Source organism: Janthinobacterium kumbetense, assembly GCF_023703445.1.
GTDB lineage: Bacteria > Pseudomonadota > Gammaproteobacteria > Burkholderiales > Burkholderiaceae_D > Janthinobacterium > Janthinobacterium kumbetense.
In genome coordinates, this window is the sequence record NZ_JAMQGR010000002.1 from 310,043 (window position 1) to 335,379 (window position 25,337).

14 protein-coding genes and 1 riboswitch are annotated in these 25,337 nt (G+C 64.4%); of the genes, 7 read left to right on the forward strand and 7 right to left on the reverse strand.

Annotation, left to right across the window (positions count from 1 at the left end):
* Positions 1-9: 9 nt before the first annotated feature.
* Complete coding sequence (pdxR, locus tag NCG91_RS08835) at positions 10-1,482, reverse strand: MocR-like pyridoxine biosynthesis transcription factor PdxR (protein WP_251349408.1); 1,473 nt, start codon at positions 1,480-1,482, stop codon at positions 10-12.
* A gap of 148 nt (positions 1,483-1,630) precedes the next feature.
* On the opposite strand from pdxR, the gene NCG91_RS08840 reads away from it, so the two are divergent.
* Together NCG91_RS08840 and NCG91_RS08845 are read left to right on the forward strand one after the other, a co-directional pair.
* Positions 1,631-2,251 (forward strand): pyridoxamine 5'-phosphate oxidase family protein, encoded by a 621-nt coding sequence (locus NCG91_RS08840; RefSeq protein ID WP_251349409.1) that lies wholly within the window; start codon positions 1,631-1,633, stop codon positions 2,249-2,251.
* 91 nt (positions 2,252-2,342) lie between these two features.
* The gene (locus NCG91_RS08845) at positions 2,343-3,170 is read left to right on the forward strand and encodes a class I SAM-dependent methyltransferase (protein WP_251349410.1); all 828 of its coding nucleotides are present in this window, start codon (positions 2,343-2,345) and stop codon (positions 3,168-3,170) included.
* Between the two features lie 35 nt (positions 3,171-3,205).
* Here NCG91_RS08845 and NCG91_RS08850 read toward each other — a convergent pair whose 3' ends face one another.
* From NCG91_RS08850 to NCG91_RS08860, 3 genes are all read right to left on the reverse strand, one after another.
* A complete protein-coding gene (locus tag NCG91_RS08850; protein ID WP_251349411.1) occupies positions 3,206-4,843 on the reverse strand; it encodes a serine hydrolase in 1,638 nt (545 codons plus the stop codon).
* Between the two features lie 22 nt (positions 4,844-4,865).
* Positions 4,866-6,725 carry a M1 family metallopeptidase gene (locus tag NCG91_RS08855; RefSeq protein ID WP_251349412.1) on the reverse strand — a complete coding sequence of 620 codons (1,860 nt, stop codon included), beginning with the start codon at positions 6,723-6,725 and terminating at the stop codon, positions 4,866-4,868.
* A gap of 118 nt (positions 6,726-6,843) precedes the next feature.
* Positions 6,844-9,237, reverse strand: a complete 2,394-nt coding sequence (locus NCG91_RS08860) for a M1 family aminopeptidase (RefSeq protein WP_251349413.1) — start codon at positions 9,235-9,237, stop codon at positions 6,844-6,846.
* 145 nt (positions 9,238-9,382) lie between these two features.
* Positions 9,383-9,552: riboswitch (yybP-ykoY riboswitch) on the forward strand.
* Positions 9,553-9,573: 21 nt separating this feature from the next.
* Here NCG91_RS08860 and NCG91_RS08865 point away from each other — a divergent pair.
* Complete coding sequence (locus tag NCG91_RS08865) at positions 9,574-10,149, forward strand: TMEM165/GDT1 family protein (protein WP_251349414.1); 576 nt, start codon at positions 9,574-9,576, stop codon at positions 10,147-10,149.
* A gap of 113 nt (positions 10,150-10,262) precedes the next feature.
* On the forward strand, positions 10,263-10,478 hold the full coding sequence (locus NCG91_RS08870; protein ID WP_251349415.1) for a hypothetical protein: 216 nt from the start codon (positions 10,263-10,265) through the stop codon (positions 10,476-10,478).
* On the opposite strand, the gene NCG91_RS08875 is transcribed toward NCG91_RS08870, so the two are convergent.
* Together NCG91_RS08875 and NCG91_RS08880 are read right to left on the reverse strand one after the other, a co-directional pair.
* The gene (locus tag NCG91_RS08875) at positions 10,475-19,102 is read right to left on the reverse strand and encodes a glycoside hydrolase family 94 protein (RefSeq protein WP_435526480.1); all 8,628 of its coding nucleotides are present in this window, start codon (positions 19,100-19,102) and stop codon (positions 10,475-10,477) included. The two genes, NCG91_RS08870 and NCG91_RS08875, sit on opposite strands and share 4 nt — an antisense overlap.
* A gap of 405 nt (positions 19,103-19,507) precedes the next feature.
* Positions 19,508-21,535, reverse strand: a complete 2,028-nt coding sequence (locus NCG91_RS08880) for an aminotransferase class V-fold PLP-dependent enzyme (protein ID WP_251349416.1) — start codon at positions 21,533-21,535, stop codon at positions 19,508-19,510.
* Between the two features lie 154 nt (positions 21,536-21,689).
* Here NCG91_RS08880 and NCG91_RS08885 point away from each other — a divergent pair, with 154 nt between their 5' ends.
* Together NCG91_RS08885 and NCG91_RS08890 are read left to right on the forward strand one after the other, a co-directional pair.
* The gene (locus tag NCG91_RS08885; RefSeq protein ID WP_099665758.1) at positions 21,690-22,187 is read left to right on the forward strand and encodes an Lrp/AsnC family transcriptional regulator; all 498 of its coding nucleotides are present in this window, start codon (positions 21,690-21,692) and stop codon (positions 22,185-22,187) included.
* Positions 22,188-22,384: 197 nt separating this feature from the next.
* A complete protein-coding gene (locus NCG91_RS08890; RefSeq protein WP_251349417.1) occupies positions 22,385-24,379 on the forward strand; it encodes a methyl-accepting chemotaxis protein in 1,995 nt (664 codons plus the stop codon).
* A 16-nt stretch (positions 24,380-24,395) separates the two neighbouring features.
* Here NCG91_RS08890 and NCG91_RS08895 read toward each other — a convergent pair whose 3' ends face one another.
* Positions 24,396-24,908 carry a thioredoxin family protein gene (locus NCG91_RS08895; RefSeq protein WP_218965289.1) on the reverse strand — a complete coding sequence of 171 codons (513 nt, stop codon included), beginning with the start codon at positions 24,906-24,908 and terminating at the stop codon, positions 24,396-24,398.
* A gap of 148 nt (positions 24,909-25,056) precedes the next feature.
* Here NCG91_RS08895 and NCG91_RS08900 point away from each other — a divergent pair, with 148 nt between their 5' ends.
* Positions 25,057-25,278, forward strand: a complete 222-nt coding sequence (locus tag NCG91_RS08900; protein ID WP_251349418.1) for a DUF3349 domain-containing protein — start codon at positions 25,057-25,059, stop codon at positions 25,276-25,278.
* The last annotated feature ends 59 nt before the right edge of the window (positions 25,279-25,337 follow it).

Sequence of the window (25,337 nt, forward strand, 5' to 3'; positions counted from 1 at the left end):
GTAGCTGCATCACGCCGGCAGCAGTCCACCCAGGCGGCGCGCCAGGCCATCCATGTTCTCGGCCGGCACCTGGGCATAACCGAGCAGGAAACCATTCCAGCCCACTCCTTCTCCCGTGCCATGCGCGGACAGGGCCAGCGCCACGATGCCGTCCTGCGCGGCGCTGCGGCTCAGCGCCAGGTCATCCCATGCGCCATCATGGAAACGCAGCGCCAGGTGCATGCCGGCCGTGCCGCCATGGATGGATGCGCCCGCGCACGCATGGCGCTGCAGCGCCTCGCTCAAGGCATCGCGGCGCTGGCGATACAGCCGGCGCATGCGCCGCACGTGGCGCGCAAACAGGCCGCTGCGCAGGAACTCGGCCAGCGCCAGCTGTTCCGCCACCCTCCCCCGCGCGGCACCCTGCGCCTGCATCTGTGCGAAGGCCCCGGCCAGCGCGGCCGGCACGACGATAAAGGCGATGCGCAAGGCGGGAAACATGGTCTTGCTGAAGGTCCCCAGGTACACGACGGGCGCGTCGGCCACCAGTCCCTGCATCGCGGCCAGAGGTGGGCCGCCATGGCGAAACTCGCTGTCGTAATCGTCTTCGATAATCAGGGCGCCGGCCACGCGGGCGCGTTCGAGCAGCGCCATGCGGCGCGCGGGACTGAGCACGCTGCCCGTCGGATACTGGTGCGACGGCGTGGTGTAGATGAGGCGCGGCGGCGTGTCGCGCCAGTCGTCATCCGTCGGTGCGATGCCGTCCATGTCGACCGCGATACCGGTCACCTGCAAGCCCGCGCCACGGCCCGCCGCCAGCGCGCCGCCATAGCCTGGATGCTCGATCCACAAGGTGTCGCCCTGGTCGGCAAAGGCGCGCAGGCAGACATCGAGGCTGCTTTGCGTGCCGTCCGTGATGAACACCTGGCCCGCATCGCAGACGACGCCGCGCGCGGCGCGCAAATGCTCGGCAATGGCCATGCGCAACGACGGCTCGCCGGCCGGGTCGCCGTAATTGAGCTGGCGCGGCGTCAGCGCGCGCCAGGCGCGGTCCAGCATGCGCCGCCACTGCGCCAGCGGAAACTCATCGAGCGCCGGTACGCCAGGCGCAAACGCGCCCATGGCGTCGGCGGGAAACACGACCGACGCATTCACATCCTGTCCCGCCACGCCGCGCAAATGCCGCGCGCGGCGGGACAAGCCACCGTTGCCCCCTGCCGCAGGCGCGGCCACCGGCACGCCAGCGCTGCCGGCGACGACGGTGCCGCGCCGGTCCGGCAAGACAAATCCTTCGCTGGCCAGCTGCTCGTAGGCGTACAGCACGGTATTGCGCGCCAGTCCCAGTTCGGCCGCCAGCACGCGCGTGGCGGCCAGCCGCGTGCCGGGCGCCAGCTGGCCACCGCGGATCGCCGCGCGCAGGCATTCATGCAGCAGGCGCTGGCGCGACCAGCCCCGCCCGCAGTGCGTGCGCTCGAACGCATTCAGCAGCAAAGCGAAGTCCATGCTTCCCCTTCATTGTGGCTCTAAATTATTTATCGGTTCTGGATCTTTTTTCAGGTCCAGATGCCGATTATAGTGCGACCTGCTTCTTCAACCAACGGGACTTCCACCATGACCGCTACCGCCCTGCCCCCCCAGCCCCCGCACCCGCGTGCGCCGCGTCGCCGAACTGGCCAGCTATGAACAGACCACCCTGCACGCCATCCTCGATGCCGCCTATCTGTGCCATATCGCCTTCCGCGACGACAAGGGCAGCCATTGCATCCCGACCGCCTGCTGGCGCATCGGTGGCCACCTGTACATCCATGGCTCGAACGGCAGCCGCATGCTCAAGCAGCTCTTGCTCGACGGCGACGCGTGCGTGACGGTCAGCCATCTCGACGGCCTGGTGCTGGCGCGCTCCGCCTTCAATCACACCATGAACTACCGCTCGGCGATGGTGTATGGGCAGTTTGAGAAAGTCAGCGACATCGGCCAGCAGCATGCGGCCATGGACGCGCTGATGGAGAAGCTGGCGCCGGGACGCCTGGCGCACGTGCGCGGCGGCAGCGCCAAGGAGTACGCGGCCACCACCGTGCTGCGCATCGCGCTCGACGAATGCGCCGTCAAGCAGCGCACGGGCGGCCCGCTCGACGATGCGGGCGACATGGCGCATGCCGTCTGGACGGGCGAACTGCCCTTTACGCACGGCCGTGGCGCGGCCATCGCCGATGCGCTCAACACCTGCGACATGCCCGCGTATGCCGTCGCCTGGGGTACGGAATCCGCTTGACCGGCCAGCGTGCTTGCCCGATGATCGGCGTTGATGGCGATCGCCACCAATTGACCAACCGATCCAATCACGCATGGAGCATATGATGATGATGAAGCGAGTATCCCTGGCCGCGGCCCTGACGGTCATGCTGACCTGTGGCGGCAGCGGCGCGGCGCTGGCTGCCGATGCGGGCGACGCAGCCCTGAAGGCCACCATCGCCGGCAGTGCGCGCACGCCGGCCAACGCGCTGCGCGACAGCGCCCGCCACCCGTATGAAACGCTGGCGTTTTTCGGCATCAAGCCGACCATGACGGTGGTGGAGCTGGCACCCGGCGGCGGCTGGTACACGGAAATCCTGGCGCCCTACCTGCGCGACCACGGCAAGCTGATCGCCGCCGGCAACGACCCGCAGTCAAGCAGCGAAGGCGCACGCCGTGGCGCGGCGCGCTTCCAGCAAAAACTCGACGCCAACCCGAGCGCTTTCGGCAAGGTGGAACTCGGCGCCTTCGCGCCCCCCACCACCTACCGCATCGCGCCCAAGGGCACGGCCGACATGGTGCTCACCTTCCGCAATATCCACAACTGGATACCGATCGGCGAAGAGGGCATGAAAAACCTGTTCAAGGAAGTGTATGACAGCCTGAAACCGGGCGGCGTGTTCGGCGTCGTCGAACACCGCCTACCGGCGAACAAGGCGCAGGATGCCACGGCCAGCAGCGGCTACATGCACGAAGCGTATGTGATCAAGCTGGCCGAAAGCGCAGGCTTCAAACTGGCGGCCAAATCGGAAATCAACGCCAATCCCAAGGATACGGCGGACCATGAGGGCGGCGTCTGGGCACTGCCGCCCACCTACGCCAACAAGGATGTGGAGCGCGCCAAGTACACGGCCATCGGCGAGAGCGACCGCATGACCCTGAAGTTCGTCAAGCCATAGCGTAAAAAAGGCCACCTTGCGGTGGCCTTCTGCTTTTACTTCTTGCCTTCCTTCGCCTTCACCGGCACCAGGCTCAAGTCCTGGAAGTCATAGCTGAAATCCGTCTCGGCCGACACGGGCGCCATCTTCACGCGGTCGATGCTGCCATCGGGATTGAGCGAAAACGTCACGTACGCATCGGCGTTGAAATTGCGCTCTTTCCAGCGCACGATGAAGGTGTCGTGCTGCCAGTGTTCCAGCTCGCCCATCAGGTCCGGCGTGCGCGTGAAGCTGAGGATGTGTTTTTTTCCTTCCGGCTTGATCACGACCTTGCCATACCAGGCATCCTCGTACTCGCCGTCGTACGCCGCCAGCGACAGCGACGGCTGCGATTTGGCTGCGCGCGCGCTCGACGCCTTGCCCTGCTTTTTGACTTCCTCCGCATGCTGGTCCTGCTCCACCTTGGCCACCAGCGCCAGCCAGTCCGACGGCGCCGCCTGCAGGTAATGGTCGAGGATGCGCCATTGCAGCGCCGTCATGGAACCGCCATTTTCCGCATTGGTCAGAATGGCCACGCCCAGTTTTGCTTCCGGCACCATCACCACGCGCGAATAAAATCCCTGCAGCGCGCCACCGTGCATGGCCACTTTCATGCCCTTGTAGTCGCGCAGCTGGAAGCCCAGGCCATATGCGCTGAAGTTCGGTTTCGTCGCGGCCAGCGCCGGCTTCGGCTCGGAAATCTTGATCGGCGTTTGCGCCGTCCACATTTCGCGGCCCTGCTTTTCGCTGAACAACCGCGCTTCCTTGCCGTCCTTGTCCTTCACGCCGGCGATCTTGCCGCCGTCGAGCAGCACCATCATCCACTTGGCGATATCTTCCGCATTCGTGTTGATGCCGACGGCGCCCACGGCGTTCGGCACAGGCATGGACTTAACGGCGGTGATCTTGCCGTCGATCTTGCTGTGCGCACTGGCGACGTCGGGCTTGCCCGCGTTTTCAAGCAGGCTGGTGGTGGTGCCCGTCATGCCCAGCGGCGCCAGGATGCGCTCATGCATGGCCTCGCCCCAGCTCTTGCCCGCCTTGTCGGCGATGATCTTGCCGGCCACGATATACAGCAGGTTATCGTAGGCATAGCTGTTGCGAAAACTCGTGGCCGGGCGGATGTAGCGCAGCTTCTCGATGATCTCGTCGGTGCTGAAGGTGGTGGTCGGCCACCACAGCAAGTCGCCCGCGCCCAGACCCAGGCCGCTGCGGTGCGTCAGCAGGTCGCGCACGGTCATGGCGCCCGTCACGTAGGAATCGTGCATCTGGAAGCCGGGCAGGTGCTTGGTGACGGGATCGTCCCAGGCCAGCTTGCCATCGTCGACCAGCATGGCCAGCGCGGCGGCCGTGAAGCCCTTCGAGTTCGATGCTACCTCGAACAGGGTCTGCGCATCGACAGCGGCCGGCTCGCCGAGTTTACGCACGCCAAAGCCCCTGGCGGTGATGACCTTGCCGTCCTTGACGATGGCGATCGCCATGCCGGGCACGTCGAACACTTTCAGTGCGGTGGCGACGTCGCGGTCAAGGTCGAAGGCGGGCGCCGGCGCGGATGCGGCGGCAGCGACAGGTACGGCATCGGCTGCCAGCACCGGCACGGTGATGCCGGAAAACGCCAGCACGATGGCGGCGGCGAGACGGTTCATGGTATGCATGGTCAGGATGTCCAAAGAAGGTTCAATGCGCTTGCGCGGCCATCAATTTATCGACGCTTTCCTGCGTCACCGGGTGGTAGCGTTCGCGCGCCTGCGCATACACGTCCTTGGCCCAGGCATGGCCCTGCGGCGTCTTCATCAAGGCGCTGTACAGGGGCACGACGAACTTCTGACGGCCCACGCTCATCAGGAACGCCTGCAAGGGCTGGCGCACGTCATAGCCGGCGTTCACGGAGGCCAGATAAAAGCGGTAGGCCACTTCATTGTTGCCGCTCTTGCCCACGCCGTAGACCTGGTCCAGCTCACGCAATTGCGCCGCGCTGGCCTTGTTGTTGATATCGTTCAGGAAGTGCATCGATTCGATGGCGATCCACTTGTCCATGCCCAGGTCCTTCGTCGCCAGCTCGCCTTTCAGCCAGGCGTCGCGGTGCTGGTCGAGCAGCGCCAGGCGCGGCGAGACGACGCGCTGCGCGCTGGCCGGCACGCCGGTGCCATACAGCCATTCATCGAGTTCCGCTTCCGGCATGACGTCCGGATGCTGCGCCAGCAGGTTCTTGCGCAGGTAGGAGATGAACTGCTCCGTCGTCACGCTCTGGAACGCGTGCTGGTCGAACCAGCCGCGCAGGAAGGGGTCGAATACGGCGCGGCCGGCACGGCGCTCCATGGTCGCCAGGAACCAGGCGCCTTTCGGGTAGATGATGCCGTCGTCCGTGTACGTTTCCGCCGGATTGGCGTCCGCATCGCGCGTGATCAATGCCGTTTTCGCTGCCGGCAATTCCTTGATCGAGGCCGCCAGTTCTTCCTGGTCGACCTGCACGCCCATCTGCGCCACTTCGCTGCCATACAGCTGTTCGACGATGCGCGTCGTGACGTAGGTGGTAAAGCCTTCGTTGAGCCACATGTGCTTCCACGACGCGTTGGTGACCAGATTGCCCGACCACGAGTGGGCCAGTTCATGCGCGATCAGGTCGACCAGGCTGCGGTCGCCCGCAATCATGGTCGGTGTGAGGAAGGTCAGGCGCGGGTTTTCCATGCCGCCGTAGGGGAACGATGGCGGCAGCACGATCATGTCGTAGCGGCCCCAGCCATACGGGCCATACAGGGCCTCGGCGGCCTGGATCATCTTTTCCGTGTCGGCCAGCTCGTATTCGGCGGCCTTGATGCGCGGAGGTTCCGCATACACGGCCGAGCGGGGGCCGAGTTTACGCACTTCCAGTTCGCCGATGGCGATGGCCAGCAGGTACGAAGGAATCGGCTGCGGCATCCTGAATTTCCAGCCGCCCTTGCCCGTCGCCTTTTCGTCATTCTCGGCGCTCATCACGACGCGCATGCCCGCTGGAGCATCGATGCGTGCGCTATAGGTAAAACGCACGGCCGGCGTATCCTGCGACGGCACCCACGAACGGGCATTGATGCTTTGCGACTGGCTGAACATGAAAGGCAGCTTGCCCGACATGGTCTGCTGCGGCGTGAGCCACTGCAGCGCGATGGCATTGGGGGCCGTGTGATAGTAGACGCGCACTTTGCCCGGCTGGCCCGTGGTAGTGATGCGCAGCGCCTGGCCCTTTTCCGGGTCGGCCTTGTCCAGCTGGTACGGCGCCATCTGCCATGCGCCACGCTTGTCCTGTACCTGCACCTTCGCGATCGACAGGTCGCGCGTATCGAGCACCAGGGTGCGCGCCGCCGGGTCGATCCAGTTCAAGGACAGCTCGGCATAGCCGCTCAAGGTCTTTTGCTTGAAATCCGCTTTCAGGTCCAGCTGCAGGTCGCGCGTGCGCACCTGGTCGTAGCGCGCGTAGCTGAGGGGGTCGGCGTGCGCGGCCAGGGTCACCTGGCAAAGTAGCGCACAGCCCAGCGCGCGCAGGAAGGTCAAAGTTTGCATGGTCGTCTTTTGAATGATTTGCGAAAGCCCCGGTCCGTGTGCGCCGGGGCGTCGCGCAGAATAGCACTTCCAGCGCGGACCTGGCAGAAAAAGCGCCGGACTGGCCGGCGCTGTTTCCCTATTTTGCTTCCGGCCTGGCTTCGGCCTTGGCCTCGGGTGCCTTCAGCGGCACATTAACATCCTTCATCAGGTTGTTCTTGTCGCGGTCCTGCTTGAACAGCTCCAGGCGCGATGGCGTGATTTTTCTCGGCCAGGCGTTATTGCTGATGTCGATGTCGGCCGTCTCCCAGTACGGGTCCTGCACCAGCCCCACCATCGGCTCGTCCGTGATGATGACCTTGCTGATCTTGTGCGGCGAGTAGCGCCACACTTCGGCCGGCACGCGCTCGACAATCTTCTTGCCGCTTTTCAGTTCGATTTCCAGGATCAGCGGCATCACCAGGCCGCCGAGATTCGATAAATCGACCAGGTACAGATGCTTTCCCATGTTGTGCTGTTCCAGCAGCTTTCTCTCCCATGGCTCCAGCGTTTCCTGTTCCTCCGCATAGCTGTTGCGGTCCTTGTTGGTGACCGTGAATTCATCGTGCCGGTTATAGAAATCCTTCAGCGCAGGATCGAGGTCGATCTTCTTCGGCAGCGCCTTGTTGCGCTGGTCCGAGATCGATATGGGCTGCGCGGCCTTCTGCGCCTTCTTCCACGCTTTTTCGATTTCCGGATTCTTCGTGCTCACGCCATATTCGCTGATGCCGTCGATGCTGATGTCGACCGCGTCAGTGGTATAAAACCAGCCGCGCCAGAACCAGTCCAGGTCTGTGCCGGAAGCGTCTTCCATGGTGCGGAAAAAGTCGGCGGGAGTTGGACGCTTGAACTTCCAGCGCAAGGCGTACTGCTTGAAGGCGAAGTCGAACAGTTCGCGCCCGAGGATGGTCTCGCGCAGGATGTTGAGGGCCGTGGCCGGCTTGTCGTAGGCGTTCGCCGTGAACTGCAACAAGGACTCGGAGTTGGTCATGATGGGCACCTGGTTCTGGCTGCGCATGTAGTCGACGATCTTGCGCGGCTCGCCATTCCAGGACGGAAAATGCTCTTCCCACGCCTGCTCGGCCAGGTACTGCAGGAAGGAATTCAAACCCTCGTCCATCCACGTCCACTGGCGCTCGTCCGAGTTGACGATCATGGGAAAATAATTATGGCCCACTTCGTGGATGATCACGCCGATCAAGTCATATTTGGTCGTCTTTGAATACGTGCGTTCCCCCGTTTTCTTGTCCTTCACGGGGCGCCCACCATTGAACGAAATCATCGGATACTCCATGCCGCCCACGGCGCCGTTGACGGACATCGCGTTCGGATACGGATAGTCGAAACTGTACTTGTTGTACTGCTCGATCGCGTGCACGACGGCGCGCGTGCTGTACTGCTGCCACAGCGGATTGCCCTCGTTCGGATAGTAGGACATGGCCATCACGCGCTTGCCGCCGCTATTCAAACCCTGCGCATCCCAGATGAACTTGCGGCTCGACGCCCACGCCACGTCGCGCACATTGGCCGCCTTGAAGTGCCAGGTTTTCATGCCCGTGGCTTTGCCCTTTTCCGCCGCCATCGCCTCTTCCGGCGTGATCACCAGCAGCGGCGTATCGCTGTTTTTCGCCCGCGCCAAGCGCTCGCGCTGCGCCGCGCTCAACACGGCGGCAGGATTTTGCAGCTCGCCCGTGGCGGCCACCACATGGTCGCCCGGCACCGTCAGATACAGCTCGTAATCGCCAAACTCCAGCGTGAATTCCCCTGAGCCGAGGAATTGCTTGTGCTGCCAGCCGACGGCGTCGTAATACGCGGCCATGCGCGGAAACCACTGCGCGATCTGGAAAATCGCGTTCTTGTCATCTTCAAAATATTCATAGCCGGAGCGTTCGACCAGCACCTTCTGGTCATTGATCTGATACGACCAGTCGATGTTGAACGTGATGCTCTGGCCGGGCGCCAGCGCCACCGGCAAATCGATACGCAGCATGGTCTGGTTGACCACATACGGCAGCGGCTTGCCACTGGCCGCTTTCACGGCGGTGAGCTTGAAGCCGCCGTCAAATTCGCGGCCCGCATGGATGGCGCGCAAGTCCTCGAATTTCAGCGCCTCCTCTTCACTGCTGCTGAGCCAGGCCTGGCGCGACGGCGCGCTCAGGACGCGGCGCTGGTCGGCGTCCTTGCGCAAGCCATTCTGGTCCAGCTGCAGCCACAGATACGCAAGGCTGTCGGGCGAGCGGTTGTGATAGGTGATCTGCTCGCTGGCCGTGATTTCGCGGCGCGCTTCGTCCAGGGTAGCGCGGATTACGTAATCGGCGCGCTGCTGCCAGTAGGCGTGGCCAGGCGCGCCGGACGCCGTGCGGTAGGCATTCGGCGTGGGTAGCAATTCTTCGAGCTGGCGGAACTTGTCGTCGAAAGGCGCGGCGGCGCACAGGCCGGACAAGGGAGCAAACAAGGTCAAACACAAGGCAAGCAAGCGGACAAGGACCGGCATGGCGCATTCCATCTGGGAGTCGTGGACAGACTGCATTCTAAGTCGAGTCTGTTTGCAAATCGATCATTGTTGTCGAAGTCCCACACACCAGGCCGCAGTATCCCCCGCCGGCACTGGCGCCGGCGCGGGCATTGGCGTATGATGCGCCTCGAACATTGGGGAGTAGTCGTCCTGCGGTCCTGCCGCAGGAACCTGTATCAACATAATTGGCCCGCAGGCCATGGTGCAGGTGGTTGCAAAACTTGACGAGACCATTGATCTAGGGCGGCCGCATGGGCCGGAGTCGCCCGTGGATCATTGGTTAATTCGTCCGGCCCGCGTACCTCTTGCAATCTCATGGAAGCATTCCTCATCTCCACCGGCATCGTCGGTCTCGCTGAAATCGGCGACAAAACCCAACTCCTGGCCTTTTTGCTGGCCGCCAAATTCCGCAAGCCCTTGCCCATCGTGCTGGCGATTTTCGTCGCCACCATCGCCAACCACGCGTTTGCCGCCGCCGTCGGCGCCTGGATCACCAGCATGCTGGGGCCCGACGTGCTGCGCTGGGTACTGGGCGTCTCCTTCCTGGCGATGGCTGCCTGGACCCTGATCCCCGACAAGCTCGATGAAGACGAAACCAAATTGGCCAAGTACGGCGTCTTCCTGACCACCCTGATCGCCTTCTTCATGGCGGAAATGGGAGACAAGACGCAGGTCGCCACGGTGGCGCTGGCGGCGCGCTACCACGACATCTACTCCGTCGTGCTGGGCACCACCTTCGGCATGATGCTGGCCAACGTGCCGGCCGTCTACCTGGGTGACAAGATCGCCAACCGCGTCCCGCTGCGCCTCGTGCATGGCATCGCGGCGCTGGTGTTTGCCGTGCTGGGTGTGGCCACCCTGCTGGGCGCGGGCGCGGCCCTGGGTTTTTGACTCAATCTTAAATAATTTCTCATTTACAATGTTCATGTCTATAATTACAATATCGCCGACATGAACACTGGCGCGGTGCCACCTGGTGGTCACCGCGCTTTCTTGAGGAATCTATGCATTTGAATGGAAAGATGGCGGCGCTGTGCCTGGCCGCCTGCGCAAGCCAGTTGCCCGCTGCCACGGCGGCACCTACGCCCCCTCAGCTCGCAACGCAATCCGAGCCCGCCGTACGCACGCGCGACCTGCTGTTGCTGGGCGCCGGCCTGATCCTGCTGCTTGGCAGGCGCCGGCCCGAATACGATACGTGGCAGGTACGGCGGCAGGACTAAACCAGCAGTAGCACCACGTACTCGCGGCTCTCGTCGCGCAGGGCGATGCTGTTGCCCCCCTGCGCCACGCCATCGAGCGACAAGCCCGCAGGCCGCCCCTGCGCCTGTTCCACCGTGATGGCATAGCTGCTGGCGCCGAAGCGGTAATGCAGCTTGAAGCTGTCCCACTCTGCCGGCATGACCGGCACCACGCGCAGCACGTCCGCTTCGCGCGTCAAACCGAGCAGGGATTCGACGATCAGCCGGTACAGCCAGCCCGACGATCCCGTGTACCAGCTCCAGCCACCGCGTCCCACGTGGGGCGCCACGGCATACACGTCGGCCGTCACCACGTAGGGCTCGACCTTGTAGCGCTGCACCGCCTGCGCGTCAACGCCGTGGCGCACGGGATTGATCATGCGCAGCAGTTCCCACGCTTTTTCGCCATCGCCCAGGCGGGCAAACGCCATCGCCGTCCAGATGGCCGCATGCGTGTACTGGCCGCCGTTCTCGCGCACGCCCGGCACGTAGCCGCGGATGTAGCCGGGGTTCAGGCTGGATTTGTCGAATGGTGGATCGAGCAGCTGGATCACGCCGGAATCACGGCGCACCAGGCGTGCATCGACCTGGCGCATGGCGCCGGCGACCCGTTCCCTGTTGGCCGCGCCCGACAGTACACCCCAGCTCTGCGAAATCGAATCGATCTGGCATTCCTCGTTCATGTGCGAGCCGAGTGGCGTGCCGTCGTCGAAATACGCGCGCCGGTACCACTCGCCATCCCACGCATGCTCCTCGACATTCGCCGCCAGTTTCGCCGCTTCATCGCGGCAGAACTGGGCAAACGCGGCATCGCCGCGCAGCACGGCCACTTCGGCGAAACGCTGCAGCACTTCGTACAGGAAGAACGCCAGCCACACGCTCTCGCCCTTGCCATGTTCGCCCACCTTGTCCATGCCGTCGTTCCAGTCGCAGGAGCCCATCAGAGGCAAGCCGTGCACACCCAGGCGCAAGCCATGGCGGATGGCGCGCACGCAGTGCTCGTACAGGTCGGCCGACTCGCCCGAACGCACGGGCAGGTCGTAATACGAATCCTCTTCCAGCTTGACGGCGCGCCCCTCGATGAAGGGCGCCACTTCCGACAGCACGTTGACGTCGCCCGTGGCGATCACGTAACGGCAAGTAGCCAGCGGCAGCCACAGATAGTCGTCGGAACAGTGCGTGCGCACGCCCCGGTCCGACGGTGGATGCCACCAGTGCTGCACGTCGCCCTCGACAAACTGGTGCGCCGCGCACAGCAGCAAGTGCTTGCGCAGCAGCTGCGGCGCCGTATGGATCATGGCCATCGCATCTTGCAGCTGGTCGCGGAAGCCGTAGGCGCCACCCGACTGGTAATAGCCGCTGCGCGCCCACAGGCGGCAGGCGATGGTCTGGTACATCAGCCAACCATTGGCGATCACATCGAGCGATGGATCGGGCGTCTCGATGCGCACGGCGCCCAGGGTGTTTTCCCAGTGCGCACGCACCGCGTCGAGCGCCATGCGGGCCGCTTCCTTGCCTGCATGGCGCTGCACCATGGTGCTGGCGTCCGCATTGCGGCGCCCGCCCACGCCGAGCAGGAAGACAATTTCGCGCTCCTGCCCCGGCTGCAGCTCGAACGGCACCTGGATCGCCGCGCACGGGTCCAATCCCGTGCCCGCCTTGCCGGACAGGCGCACGCGGCGCAAGGCGGCTGGCTGCGCCAGACTGCCATTGCGGCCGATGAATTCATTGCGGTCGCAAGTGATGGAACGGATGCTGGCATCCGTATTAAAAAAGCCGACCCGGCCCGAAAATTCCGTGTTGTAGTTATTGCGCGCAAACAGGGCGCCGCTGATCGTGTCGACTTCGGTGGCCACGTGCATGCCGGACTTGGCGCGCAGGTCGGCCATCACCCATTCCACATAGCCCGTGACGGACAGGCGGCGCGGCACGCCGCTGTCGTTGCGCACCTTGATGACAGAGTATTTGACGGCCGCATCGAGCGCCACATAGGTGCACAATTCCGTGGCGATGCCGCCTTCGCTGTGCTCGAACACGCTATAGCCGAAGCCGTGGCGCGTGACGTAGTCGCCGCTGCCGCGCGCGGGCAGGGACGACGGCGACCAGAACTGGCCGCTCTGCTCATCGCGCACATAGAATGCTTCGCCGGACAGGTCGGAGACTGGGTCGTTCTGCCATGGCGTGAGGCGGAAATCATGCGCATTTTCGCTCCACGTATACGCCTGGCCGGCTTCGGACACCACGGTGCCGAATTGCGCATTGGCCAGCACGTTCGACCAGGGCGCCGGCGTCTGTTTATTCTCTCCCGTGGTGATCACATATTCGCGCCCGTCGGGCGTGAAACCGCCCAGGCCATTTTCCAGGATCAGCTCGCGCTTTGGCGCCCGGTGCGGCACGCCGCCATGGTCGCGGGCCGGGTCCTGCAGCAGCGGCGGCATGCGCAGCACAGGGCTGGGCGGACGCTTGACCTGCTCGGCCAGGGTGCCGCGCAAGTCGCTGATGATGGCGCGCGCCACCGATTGCAGCAAGATGCGGTCTTCATTGGCGATCTGCTCGGCCAGGCGCACGAAAATGCCGCCCGGGCGGTCGATCGCCTGCGCATCGATGCCCGAGGCGATCAGGCCCATGATCTGGTCGTGCAGCAGCTGCCGGTAGCCCGACTGCTCCTCGTACCAGATCACCAGGTCCACCACCAGCCCTTTCAGGCGCCAGTAGGCATGCGCCTGCACCATCTGGCGCGCCAGTTCGATATTGGCCGAATCGCGTATCTGCAGCAGCACGATGGGCAGGTCGCCGGAAATGGCATACGCCCACAGACCGGACTGGCCGCGCTGGTTCTTGATCAGGATGCTGGCCTCGGCACGCAGGGCCGCATTCGGATAGATCACGGCATTGGCCAGGCGCGCATACAGCTGCGCGTCCGCTTCACTGGCATTCAACTGGCGCAGCACCACCTGGCTGTGCGTCCAGGCCAGTTCGAACACGCGGTCGGCCAGATGGCGGTCCTGGTATTTGTCGATCAGGTGCAGCGCCGCCTCGCGCTGCTCCATCATGCCCGTCACGCTGTCGATCGTCACGGCCTGGTCGGGGGCTAGCGTGATGACGTAGCGGATCGCCACGATGGGGTCGAGTACGGAACCGTGGCCGCCGCTCAATGGACCGCTTTCCTGCAGCGCCTGCGGCAGCTGCGCCGTGTTGCCGCGGCCGATGAAGCGCGCGCGGTCCGTCTCGAACGAGACTTCGTAGCGCTCGATATCGTGCACGGTCATCACATGCAGCAGCCACGGCATCTGCTCGTCCTTCGAGCGGGGCCGGCGCGTGCATAAAATCGCATTTTCATGCGCGAGGATTTCCGTCTGCACGAACAGCTTGCTGAACGCGGGGTGGGCCGCATCGGCGGCCGCCGGCGCCATCACCACTTCGGCGAAACTGGTGATCTCGATGCGCCGCTGGCGGTTCGAATTATTGCTGATGCGCGTGCGCCGGATTTCAATGTCGTCCTCGGGCGAGACGACGATTTCCGTGTACAGGTCCAGGCCATGGTCGGCGCGGCGGAACTCGGCCCGCCCTTCCGAAAAAATCACTTCGTATTTCTTCGGCTCGGCCAGGGTCGGCTGGTACATGGTGGACCAGACGGCACCGTCGTCGAGGTCGCGCAGATAGCAGAAATTGCCCCAGTTATCGCGCGTGCTGTCTTCGCGCCAGCGCGTCACGGACAGGTCTTTCCAGCGGCTGTAGCTGCCGCCCGCATTGCTCACCATGACGTGGTAGCGGCCATTCGACAGCAGCTGCGTTTCCGGCACGGCGCTGTTGGCTTGCGTGAGGATGCGCATCGGCATGGCCTGTTCGGGGACGCCGCTGCGCAGCACCGCCAGTTCGGCCGTGTTCGAGTAAAACGCGCCGGCCTGCGGCGTGCGTTCCTGCAGCACCAGCAAGGCCGATTGCAGCAGCGGATCGGACTCGAAACGGCGCTGCATCGGGCGGTCGTGCAGCAGGTAACTGAGGGCCAAAAATCCCATGCCCTGGTGGTGCACCATGAAGGAGCGGATGATGGCGCTGCCCTGCCCGCGCGGCAGGCGCGCCGTGGTGAAATCGATGGCTTCAAAGAAGCCGTAGCGGCCCATATAGCCGGCCGCCTGCATGCGCTGCAGGTTCTGGCACGCCGCTTCCGGCTGCACCATCAAGCCCATCATGCTGGCGTACGGCGCCACCACCAGGTCGTCGGCCAGGCCCCGCTTCAAACCCAGCCCCGGCACACCAAACGCGCGGTACTGGTAATTCAGGCTGGCGTCGACCGTGTTGTAGCCGGACTCGGAAATCCCCCACGGCACATCGCGCTGGCGTCCGTAATCGATCTGCGCCTCGATGACGGAGTGGTACGTCTGGTCGAGCAAGGTGTTCGGATAATTCGGCATCACCAGCAGCGGCATCAGGTACTCGAACATCGAGCCGCTCCACGACAGCAGCACGGGCTGGCCCGCCACCATGCACAACTGGCGGCCCAGAGCGAACCAGTGCTCCTGCGGCAGCTGCCCCTGGGCGATGGCGATGAAGCTGGCCAGGCGCACTTCGGAGGCCAATAAATCGTAGTAGCTGGGGTCCAGGCGCCGTTCGCTGACGTTGTAGCCGATGGCCAGCAGTTTTGTCGACGGGTTGTACAGGAACGCGTATTCGATCTGCGCAAAGTCGCGCGCTTGGCCCGCCGCATGGGCGATGTCGCGCATGTGGCGTCCCGCCTGGTCGCGGCCCTGCGCCAGCAAGGCGGCCAGCTCGGCAGGCAGGCCTTCCGGCGTTTCCAGGTTGGCCAGTTCGCGCAGGGTCGGCACGCGCAACCACGCAGGATCCACGCCCGCCTGCGCCGCCCATGGCGCCAGTTGCAGCAACTCGGCCAGCGCCGCGCGGCACTGGCGCGCCAGCGCACCGCACCACATGGACAGCTCGCCATCCTCGCTTTGCAAGGTCAGCGACAGCAGCGCGTCGGCAGCGCCATTCGCGGCGGTGAGATAGGCATGCCATTCGGCCAGGCTGGCGGGCGCGGCCTGCGCCTGCAGCAGGCTCATGCTCTCGCGCATGGCCTTGCCCTCGCCTTCGGCGGCGATGAATTCCTGCAGTACCTGCGCCGTCGTGCGGATGCCCTGCACCACCTGCGCGCCGATGATGGGGGCGTCGTACAGTTCCACCAGTCCCGGCTGCAAGGTCAGCAGATGGCCGGCCAGGTTGCCGCTGTCGACCGTCGAGATGTACATCGGCTGCAGCGCCTTGAGCGTTTGCGTGTCGTACCAGTTATAGAAGTGGCCCTGGAAGCGTTCCAGTTCGCCCATGCTGTGCAGGGTGGCGCGGCTGCGCTCGATCAACTGCCCCAGGGTGAGGTAACCGAAATCGTAGGCCGTCAAATTCGCCAGCAGCGCCAGGCCGATATTCGTCGGCGAGGTGCGGTGCGCCACCACCAGGTTCGGATGCTCCTGCATGTTATCGGGCGGCAGCCAGTGGTCATCGGGACCGACGAAGGTATCGAAATACGCCCAGGTCTTGCGCGCCACGCCGTGCAGGAAGCGTCCCTGCTCGGCCGACAGGCGCGCCACGGCCCGCTCGATGGGGCGGCTGATCCACCAGGCGATGGCGGGTGCGGCCAGCCACAGCAGCAGTACCACGGCGGCGGCCGGCAAGGCTTGCGGGCGCCAGGCCAGCAAGGCGCCGAAGGTAGCCAGCGCCAGCGCGGGCGAGCACCACATGGCGCGCCAGCTGTCGGCCTGCGAGCCGGAAGAACTGTGCAAATTCGAGGCGCGCCAGTCGAGCAAATGCTTGTGCGAGACGCCCAGGCGCCACAGGGTGCGCGCGATGGCGTCCAGGCTGATCCACGCTTCGTACGGCAGGAAGACAAGCGTCAGCATGGCGTGCGAAAACTGCACGCCGCAGCGACGCTCGAACGCGGCCAGGTGCTGGCGCCACAGGGTGTCGCGCGGTTTGCGCAGCAAATCGTACAGGGCGGAAAATACGGGCGGCAGGAAGATGATGGCCAGGACCGCTGCGCTCCAGAAGGCCACGTGCGGCAAAAAGCCCCACACCAGCAGCAGCGACAAGGTGGTGGCCGGCGCCACGACGCTGCGGCGCAGGTTGTCGAACAGCTTCCAGCGCGACAGCATCGACAGGGGATTGCGTTCGCGCTTGCCGGCGCGGCCCGGCACCCGGCCCAGCAGCCAGCCGAGCAGCTGCCAGTCGCCGCGTATCCAGCGCTGGCGGCGGCTCACGTCGGCGTCATAGCGGGCCGGATATTCCTCGTACAGTTGCGAGTCGCTGAGCAGCCCGGCGCGCAGGTAACAGCCTTCCAATAAATCGTGGCTGAGGATTTTATTGTCGGGCAGGCGCTGGCCCAGCACGCGCTCGAACATGTCGAGGTCATAGATGCCCTTGCCGATGAAGGAGCCTTCATAAAACACGTCCTGGTACAGGTCCGACACGGTGCGCGTGTAGGGGTCGATGCCCGGCTCACCGCCGCACAGCAGCTCGTAGCGCGAAGCGTTCGCGCTGGGCAGCGCCACGGCCACGCGCGGCTGCAGGATGCCGTAACCGGCCACCACGCGCGTGCCGGCCGCGTCCAGCACGGGGCGGTTCAGCGGGTGCATCATGGTGGCGATGAATTCGCGCGCCGCATCGCGCGGCAACTGCGTATCCGTGTCGAGCGTGATCACGTATTTGATCGTGCGCAGGCCGCGCAACTCGCCTTCCACCAGCGAGAATTTGTCGCGCGCGCCGCCGCGCAAAAACGCGTGCAGGTCGGACAATTTGCCGCGCTTGCGCTCCTGCCCCATCCACGTATTCTGCTGCGAATTCCACAGGCGCGGACGGTGCAGCAGCAGGAACGGCCCCACATGGCCCAGCTCCTCGTGGCCGGCCGGATCGCCGTTTTCCTTGAACGCGACACCCTCCACGCGGTATTTCTCGTTCAAGCCGCGGATGATGTCCTGCGCCTGGCGCAGCAGAGCGTCGTCGCCCGGCATCGTTTGCGCCTGCGCGTCGACAAAGTCCGTCAGCAGGCAAAAGCGCAGGTTCGGGTCGCGGTTGGCGAGATAGCGCACTTCCAGCGCCTCGCACAGAGCCGCCACGTTGTCCTCGCTGTAGATCAGGGTCGGCACGACGACGATGCCGCGCGCATCCGACGGAATGCCGGCCTGGTAATCCATGCGCGGCAGCGGATGCGGCGACGTCATCAGGGTCGCCAGCCAGTTCACCACGGCCACGGCCAGCTGGCTGCTGCCCAGCAGTGCCAGCGCGCCCAGCGCCGCCAGGGGCCAGCCCTGCACGCCATGGCGCACGGCGCGCTCAAGCAGCAAGGCGCTCGTCGCCAGGGTCAGGAACGAGATCGCGCCCAGGTAGACGGCCAGCGGCGCCGCGCGCGCCGTATGCTGCAGCGCCTCGATGAAGGGCAGCTTCGCGCCGGCCTGCTTTTCCAGCACCAGCACGCCGCGCCCCACCAGGTAAAAGCCGATGTGGCCGCGGCGCGCGTCATTGCCGTTGCCGTGCGTGTGCGCCAGCTGCACCACCATCTCGGCCACTTCCACTTCGCTGCGCGCGCTGCGCCTGGCGATGCGTTCGATGGCGTGGCGGTAGCTGTCGCGCGTGGCGAAATCCATCAAGCCATAGGTGCCGGCCGGATCGAGGCGCAAGGTCTGCTCAACCACGCTCATGGTCTCGACGAATTCCTGCCAATCCATGGTGCCGAGAAAACGCAGGCTGCCGATGCTGTTGGCGATCGACACCTGGTCGGCCGCCTGTTGCCCGATTTCGGACTGTATCTGCTGCTCGATCGTGAGGCCCGACTCGGCCAGCTTATGCGTCAGCCACGACAGCGCCAGGGTCAGTGACGAACTTTGTCCCTGCAGGCGGCGCGACAATTCGGCCACGAAGGCGCTGGTCATGGGCGGGTTCGAACGGGCCATGTCGGCCACCAGCAGGATCAAGCCGCTGGGATTGCGCTCGGCGATCTCCGTCATCTGGTCGGCCCAGGTATTGGCCAGGTCGCGCTGCATGCGGTCGTCGGCCACGCGCGCGGCGACGCGGCGCAGGTTTTCGATCAGGGCCAGGCGCAGCATGATGGGCACGGCCCACAGTTCACCCAGGGTCAAGGTGGCCACGTCCTGATAAGCCTCGACGAAGTGGCACAGGTTTTCCAGGTCGACGCGGCCATCGCCGTGCGAGATGATTTCCAGCGCGATCTTGTACACGCGCGGGCAGCCCGCGTCCGCGCCGGAAGTCAGGCGTGGCAACTCCTTGCTGTAGTTCTTCGGCAGGTGGCGCCGCGTGGTGCGGATCTGCTCTTCGATCAGATAGAAATTATCGAGCAGCCATTCCGAGGCGGGCGTGACCTGGCGCCCGCTTTTGACGGTCGCCGTCAGCTCGTTGACGGTGGCCGTGATCAGGGCCGCATTGTCGGCCAGGCGCGCCAGCAGGCGGTCGCGCCCATGGTGTCGTCCCACCGCATGGCCGGCAGCCACGTGCTTGCCGTGGGCGGCCATCTGCATGGCGCTGAATAATTCGGAACGCAAGGGCAAGGCATCGTCGCGCGCGGCGTCGAAGGTTTCCGGTGCAAGGGAATGGTCGCGGAAGATTTCTTTAACTTTGGAAATCTGTTCCTTGATCTGCTGCGTGACAACTGCTGTGTACTCTTTCAACTTGGCCTCGCTAGGTGCGCGCAGGCAGCCAGCGGCCGCCGTCACGCTGGCCCAGTCTGGAAGAACACGATCGGACACTGGCGAAGACGGAAAGCGAAGCGCCGGAGCGTTGCGACGAATCTCAGGGTGTAGGGAGATTTTCTCAACTTCATCGTAGGGGCGCCCTGCGCGCAAGACCGTGCGCTAGCGTACATACCCGGCGCTTTAGGGGCGTGCCGGCAAAGAAATCAGCGAGTGAAACGGGAGAAAGATTCCTGGAGGAAATGAATAGAGGGAAAGGAGTAGCGGCACCGTGCCAATGATGACACGGTGCAATATTTCAAGGAGGAAAGTTCAAGCCGCTCAGGCAGCGATGGCCAGCGGGTGACGCATCGCCTCCGCCATCGCCATGCCGCCGTTGAGCTGCCACGCCGCGCCGTGACCGAGGCGGCGCAGGCAGACGGCGGCGCGCGCGCTGCGGTTGCCGCTGCGGCAGAAAAAGACCAACGGACGCTGCGGCTGCTGCAACCATTCAGCCACCTGTCCCGCCAGGCGGCTCAGCGGTACGCTGCGCACGGCGCAACCCTCGAATACCGTGCCGGCGCACGCCGCGTGTTCATACGCTTCGCGCACGTCGACGAGGATGGCGTCGGGATGCTGGCGCAGGAAGGCGGGCAAAGCGGCCGCATCGAGCTGCAGTTCGGCGCTCGGCACGATACCGTCCCGTACGGTGCGCACGGTACCGCAAATGCCGCCATCGTCGCTTGACGCGCACAGCACGGTGTCTTGCGTCACCAGCGCCGCATCCAGCAAGGGCGTCAACGCCTCGGGCGCCAGCGCGCCGATGAAGGCAAAGCGCTGCTCCAGCAGATACACATGGTTTTCGCCACACTCGACGCGTCGCAGGCGCTGCTGGCCCAGTGCCAGCTCACCGTCGATATCGATGCGGCCCACCTGTTCGATGGCGAGTTCCTGCAGCAAGGCCAGGCGCGCCACGCCATGGTCGGCCGGGGCGGCCGTGTGCACGATGGCGCGCAAGGCCAGGTGCTGGCAGCGGATGTAGGCGGCCAGGCGCGGCACCAGGGCGGCGACGGGATCAATGACGACGCAACTGGCGCTGGCAGCGTCGCTGAGCAGCCAGGTGCACTGGCCATCGACGCTCAACTGGATTATGCCGTCCTGCGGCGATGGCGCCAGCGCCGATGGCAGCAAACAGCTGCTGCGCAGCGCTTCGCCGCAACGCTCGATGCGCGCACAGGCGGCCGTCACCGTCGCCGCGTCGATCAGGGGGCCGAACGACAAACGGATGGCCGAGCTGGCGCGCCATTGCGGCACGCGCATCGCTTCCAGCACATAGCTGGGGAGCGCCTTGGCGGCGGAACAGGCGCTGCCCGAGCTGACGCGCACGCGCGCCGCGTCGAACAGGTCCAGCAGCTCTTTCGACGACAAACCGGGCACGGAAAAATTGAGCGTCGTCGGCAAGGACAAGTCGAACGGCATATTGAACACGATGCCAGGGAAAGCGCGTTCCAGGCTGGCCACCAGCTGCTCGCGGAAGGCAGCCAGGTCGGCGTGGCTGCGGAAGGTCTTGCCATCGTCGAGCGCGGCCAGCACGGCGCCCAGCGCGGCGATGCCGGCCATGTTTTCCGTGCCCGAGCGCAGGCCCGCTTCCTGGCCGCCGCCCATCATCAGGGGGGTGAACGGCGCGCCGGCGCGCACATACAGCATGCCGATGCCCTTGGGCGCATACAGCTTGTGGCCGGAAAACGGCGCGTAGTCGATGCGCGTGGCGGCCAGGTTCAGCTTCAGCTTGCCCAGCGCCTGCACGCAATCGACCATCCAGTAGGCATCGGCACCCCGTTCCTGCAGCAGCTGGGCGATGGCGGACAAGTCGCTGACGACGCCCGTTTCATTATTCGCCGCCATCGTGCACAGCATGGCCGCGTCGCCGATCAGCGCATCGAGCGCCTGCAAATCGTGGCGTCCCTGCGCATCGACGGGCAGCTTGCGCACTTCCAGGTTCAGGCCCAGGAGCCGGTTCCAGTGCGCCAGGCTTTCCGGCACGGCCTTGTGCTCGGTCGCGCCATACAGCAGCAGGCTGCCGATGCGCTTGCCTGCGTCGCGCCGTTCGCGCAGCGCGCACAGGGCCGACAGCACGGCCGTCTGGATGCCTTCGGTGGCGCCGCTGTTGAACATCAACCGGCCGTCGCCCACGCCCAGCAGGCCGCTGGCGCGCTGGCGCACGCCATCCATCATGGCCTTGGCCTGCAATCCCGTCGCGTGGGTGCTGCTGGGATTGCCATAGCCCTGCTCCATCGCTTGCCGGGCGGCGGCAACGGCGGCGGGCAGCACGCAGGTGGTGGCATTGCTGTCGAGGTAGATTTCTTTCATGATGGCAGTCTGGGGATTCTATAAATAAAGGGGCAGCACTGGCGGCTGGAACGTATGAACAGTCTACCGGCCCCCGCCCGTGAAGATATGCCAAAAGACACTGCAAACACGGTAATATGCAGCATGTTCATGCTATAAAGACAGGAATAGTGAAATGCATTCACCAAACACTCCGCTCGACAAATTCGACTGCGCCATCCTGGCCGCCCTGCAGCAGGATGGCACCTTGTCGATCGCCGCCCTCAGCGAGAAGATCGGCTTGTCGAGCACGCCGTGCTGGAAGCGGGTCAAGCGCCTGGAGGAAGAGGGCTATATCGAGAGCCGCGTGGCCATCGTCAACCGGCAAAAAGTGGGTTTGCCCGTGACCGTCTTCGTCAGCGTGCGCACTGGCCAGCACGATGAAAAATGGCTGCGCCGCTTCGCCGCCGCCGTCATCGTCTTGCCCGAGGTGCAGGAATTTCACCGCATGAGCGGCGATATCGACTACCTGCTGAAAGTCGTTACCACCGACATCAAGGGCTACGACACCTTCTATAAAAAGCTCATCAAAGCGGTGCAGCTGACGGGCGTGTCGTCCGCCTTCTCCATGGAACAAATCAAGTGCAGCACGGAATTGCCGCTGGAATTGATCGCCCACGGCTTGCCTGCCTGAACGTTTTTCCGCGCAGCATGGGGACACATGAAAACTGCGCATGTTTACACCCAGCCATCGTTGCCATACGGCAACACATCTACATCAAATACGGGATTCCTCCCCTATATTCTCCCTATCCGTCGCTATACTGCGCACTTGCCTGTGCATGTTTGGCAACCTCTGCCAGTCGCGCAGGCCCATTCCCAGGGTCGTCCATGCATCTGCTTCGCCACCTTTCCATCCAGAAAAAATTGATGTTCAGCATGGGTTTGTGCCTGCTGCTGTTCATGGGCATTTCATCGTTCCTCAGCGTGCGCATGAGCAGCGATTATGTGCGCGAGCGCGTCGTCGGCCAGGAGCTGCCGGCCCAGGTGGGCGAAATCCGCAACGACGTGCTGCGACAGATCAGCCAGCCGCTGTCCGTGGTACAGACGATGGCGAATGATGTCTTTCTGCAAGATTGGGAAGACGCGGAGCTGGCCGACAGCGGCATGGCCACTTTCCAGCGCTACGCCAGGATGCTCAAGGAAAAAAACAAGGCGGCCGTCGTCAGCTGGAGTTCACAAGCTGCATCCAGGTACATGACCGATGCGGGCCTGATCCGCACGCTGGACAAGCAGTTGCCAGCCGATCACTGGTTCTTCAGCATGCTCGGCGAAAACAAACAGCACACGATCAATCTGGATCGCGATCCGGCCTCGGGCAGTTTCATGCTGTTCCTGAATGCGCGCGGCCAGACGGCCGGCGGCAAGGCCGTCATTGCAGGCATGGGCTTGAGCGTCGACGCGATGGCCGAGACCATCCGCAGCTACAAGGTCGGCCAGACGGGCCATGTCTACCTGGTACGCGCCGACGGCAACCTGCTGATCCACCGCGATCCGGCCTTGGCCGACGGCAAGCATCAGTTGAAGGACTTGCCCGGCTTTAGCGAAGCACTAAGCAAGGCTCTGCTGACCAGCAACAAATACACCTATGCCAGTTATGCGGCGCCGACCGGCAAGCAGCTCGTCGCCGCCTCCTTTGTGCCGGAATTGAATCTGTATGTGATGGCCGAAGTGCCGGAAGCGGAAGTGCTGGGCAACGTCACGCGTTCGGCCCTGATCGCCGCCCTGATCGCCGGCCTGGTCGGTGGCGGCATCGCCCTGCTCATCATTTATGTCATCAGCCGCGCCATCGCCGCCCCCGTCGCGCGCGCGGCCGACATGCTCAGCGAGATCGCCAGCGGGAATGGCGACCTGAGCCGCCGCATGCCCGTCGAATCCGAAGACGAGGTCGGCGCCCTGGCCGCCGCCTTCAACCGCTTCGTCGCGTCGCTGAATGTGACGATACGTGAAGTTCGCGACAGTACCGGGGCGATTGCCAGCGCATCGAGCCAGATCGCGTCGGGCAACATGGACCTCTCGGCGCGTACGGAAGCCCAGGCGTCAAGTCTGGAAGAGACGGCGGCGGCCATGGAAGAGCTGACATCGACCGTGAAACAGAACGCGGACAACGCGCGTCAGGCCAACCAGTTGGTGGTGTCGGCTTCAAGCCACGCCGTCAAGGGCGGCGAAGTAGTCGGACAAGTCGTGCAAACGATGGGCGCAATTACGGAGAGTTCGCGCAAGATCGCAGATATTATCAGCGTGATCGACGGCATTGCCTTCCAAACCAATATCCTCGCGCTGAACGCAGCGGTCGAGGCGGCGCGCGCGGGCGAACAGGGACGCGGCTTTGCCGTGGTGGCAACCGAGGTGCGCAACCTGGCGCAGAGGTCAAGCCAGGCGGCGAAGGAAATCAAGGACTTGATCGTCGACTCGGGCAGCAAGGTGGACGCGGGCAGCAAGCTGGTCGACTCGGCCGGCGCTACCATGCAGGACATCGTCGTCTCCGTGCAAAGAGTCGCCGACCTGATGGGAGAAATCGCTTCGGCCAGCCAGGAGCAAAGCCAGGGCATCGCGCAAGTCAATGCCACGGTCACGCAGATGGATGACGCCACCCAGCAAAATGCGGCGCTGGTGGAAGAAGCGGCGGCGGCAGCCCAGTCCCTGCAGGATCAGGCCGGGCGGCTGGCGCAGGTGGTCAGCGTCTTCAAGCTGGAAGAAACCGGGCATGCCGCGCAGCAGCCGGCCGGCAAGCCGGCGCTGCCCAAGCCGGCCCGTCCAGCACTGGCCAAGGCAGCAGCAGCGCGCCCGACAGCGCCGGCCAGCGATGCGTGGGAAGAATTTTAAGGGTGCTGGAAAACGCTTAAATCGCCGGCGCTTTCACGCTTGCCGCTTGCTTGAAGAAATCATAAATGCCGCTCTCGCTCATGCGGCGGGCATTCGCCAGTTCGCCGCCCTTGGTGGCGTACAGCACCTGGTTGTTGTCGCTCGATACGAGCACGGCGGCGGGGATGCCTTTCTTGAGCGGATTGCCATAGGCTTGCGCCACGTCAAGGTTATGGTCGAAGTTACCCACGTCGACCTTGACGACCTTGAACTGCTGTTGCATCAGCTCGGCATTCTTGCCTTCCTTCAAGGCCTTGTCGAGCGCGCGGCAATCCTCGCACCAGTTGGCGCCAAAGATCAGCAGGACTGGCACGTGCGCCGCCTTGGCCTCGGCCAGCGCGCGGGCCACGTCGGCCTTGGCATCGGCCGCCGCGTTATACGGCAAATGCGGCGTGGCGACGGGGTTGGCCGGCGTCGGGGCGGCGGCAACGGCGGTGCCGGAAAGCAGCAGGCTGGCAAAGAAAAGGGAAACGAAACGGGAAACGCGCATGCGGGACTCCTGAGAGAGATCGTGAAGCCAGCTGAACAGCTGCCAGCGGGCGTGATTGTCTAGAATATGCGTACCTGTAGGAAATATCCACCATTTAATTGCACTGTGCTTATGCGAAAAACGTATAAGCACGCCAAGGATAAGCCACTTGAACATGCCAGACAGCCTGCCCCCAACGCTATCCGGCGCCGCGCGCATGCTGTGCAGCGCCTATCCCGGCGGCATGCCAGACTCGGCGTACTTCGCCGTGCTGGACCTGTTGTATGAACACTTTTCCGACCGCAACCTGGCCGAGCTGATGGCCGCCATCGCGGCCGTCGGGAACTTGCTGGCGCGGCACGGCCTGCACGCCGTCTGCGCCGGGGATTAATGCCCGCAGGCAGCGAAATGGAACGCATGGGATAATATCGGGCTCACACAGAGCAACGC

Coding starts and splice junctions, on each gene's coding strand:
- pdxR (WP_251349408.1), bottom strand. CDS start 1,482: ATGGACTTCGCTTTGCTGCTGAATGCGTTCGAGCGCACGCACTGCGGG.
- NCG91_RS08845 (WP_251349410.1), top strand. CDS start 2,343: ATGAAGCGAGTATCCCTGGCCGCGGCCCTGACGGTCATGCTGACCTGT.
- NCG91_RS08850 (WP_251349411.1), bottom strand. CDS start 4,843: ATGCATACCATGAACCGTCTCGCCGCCGCCATCGTGCTGGCGTTTTCC.
- NCG91_RS08855 (WP_251349412.1), bottom strand. CDS start 6,725: ATGCAAACTTTGACCTTCCTGCGCGCGCTGGGCTGTGCGCTACTTTGC.
- NCG91_RS08860 (WP_251349413.1), bottom strand. CDS start 9,237: ATGCCGGTCCTTGTCCGCTTGCTTGCCTTGTGTTTGACCTTGTTTGCT.
- NCG91_RS08865 (WP_251349414.1), top strand. CDS start 9,574: ATGGAAGCATTCCTCATCTCCACCGGCATCGTCGGTCTCGCTGAAATC.
- NCG91_RS08870 (WP_251349415.1), top strand. CDS start 10,263: ATGCATTTGAATGGAAAGATGGCGGCGCTGTGCCTGGCCGCCTGCGCA.
- NCG91_RS08880 (WP_251349416.1), bottom strand. CDS start 21,535: ATGAAAGAAATCTACCTCGACAGCAATGCCACCACCTGCGTGCTGCCC.
- NCG91_RS08885 (WP_099665758.1), top strand. CDS start 21,690: ATGCATTCACCAAACACTCCGCTCGACAAATTCGACTGCGCCATCCTG.
- NCG91_RS08890 (WP_251349417.1), top strand. CDS start 22,385: ATGCATCTGCTTCGCCACCTTTCCATCCAGAAAAAATTGATGTTCAGC.
- NCG91_RS08895 (WP_218965289.1), bottom strand. CDS start 24,908: ATGCGCGTTTCCCGTTTCGTTTCCCTTTTCTTTGCCAGCCTGCTGCTT.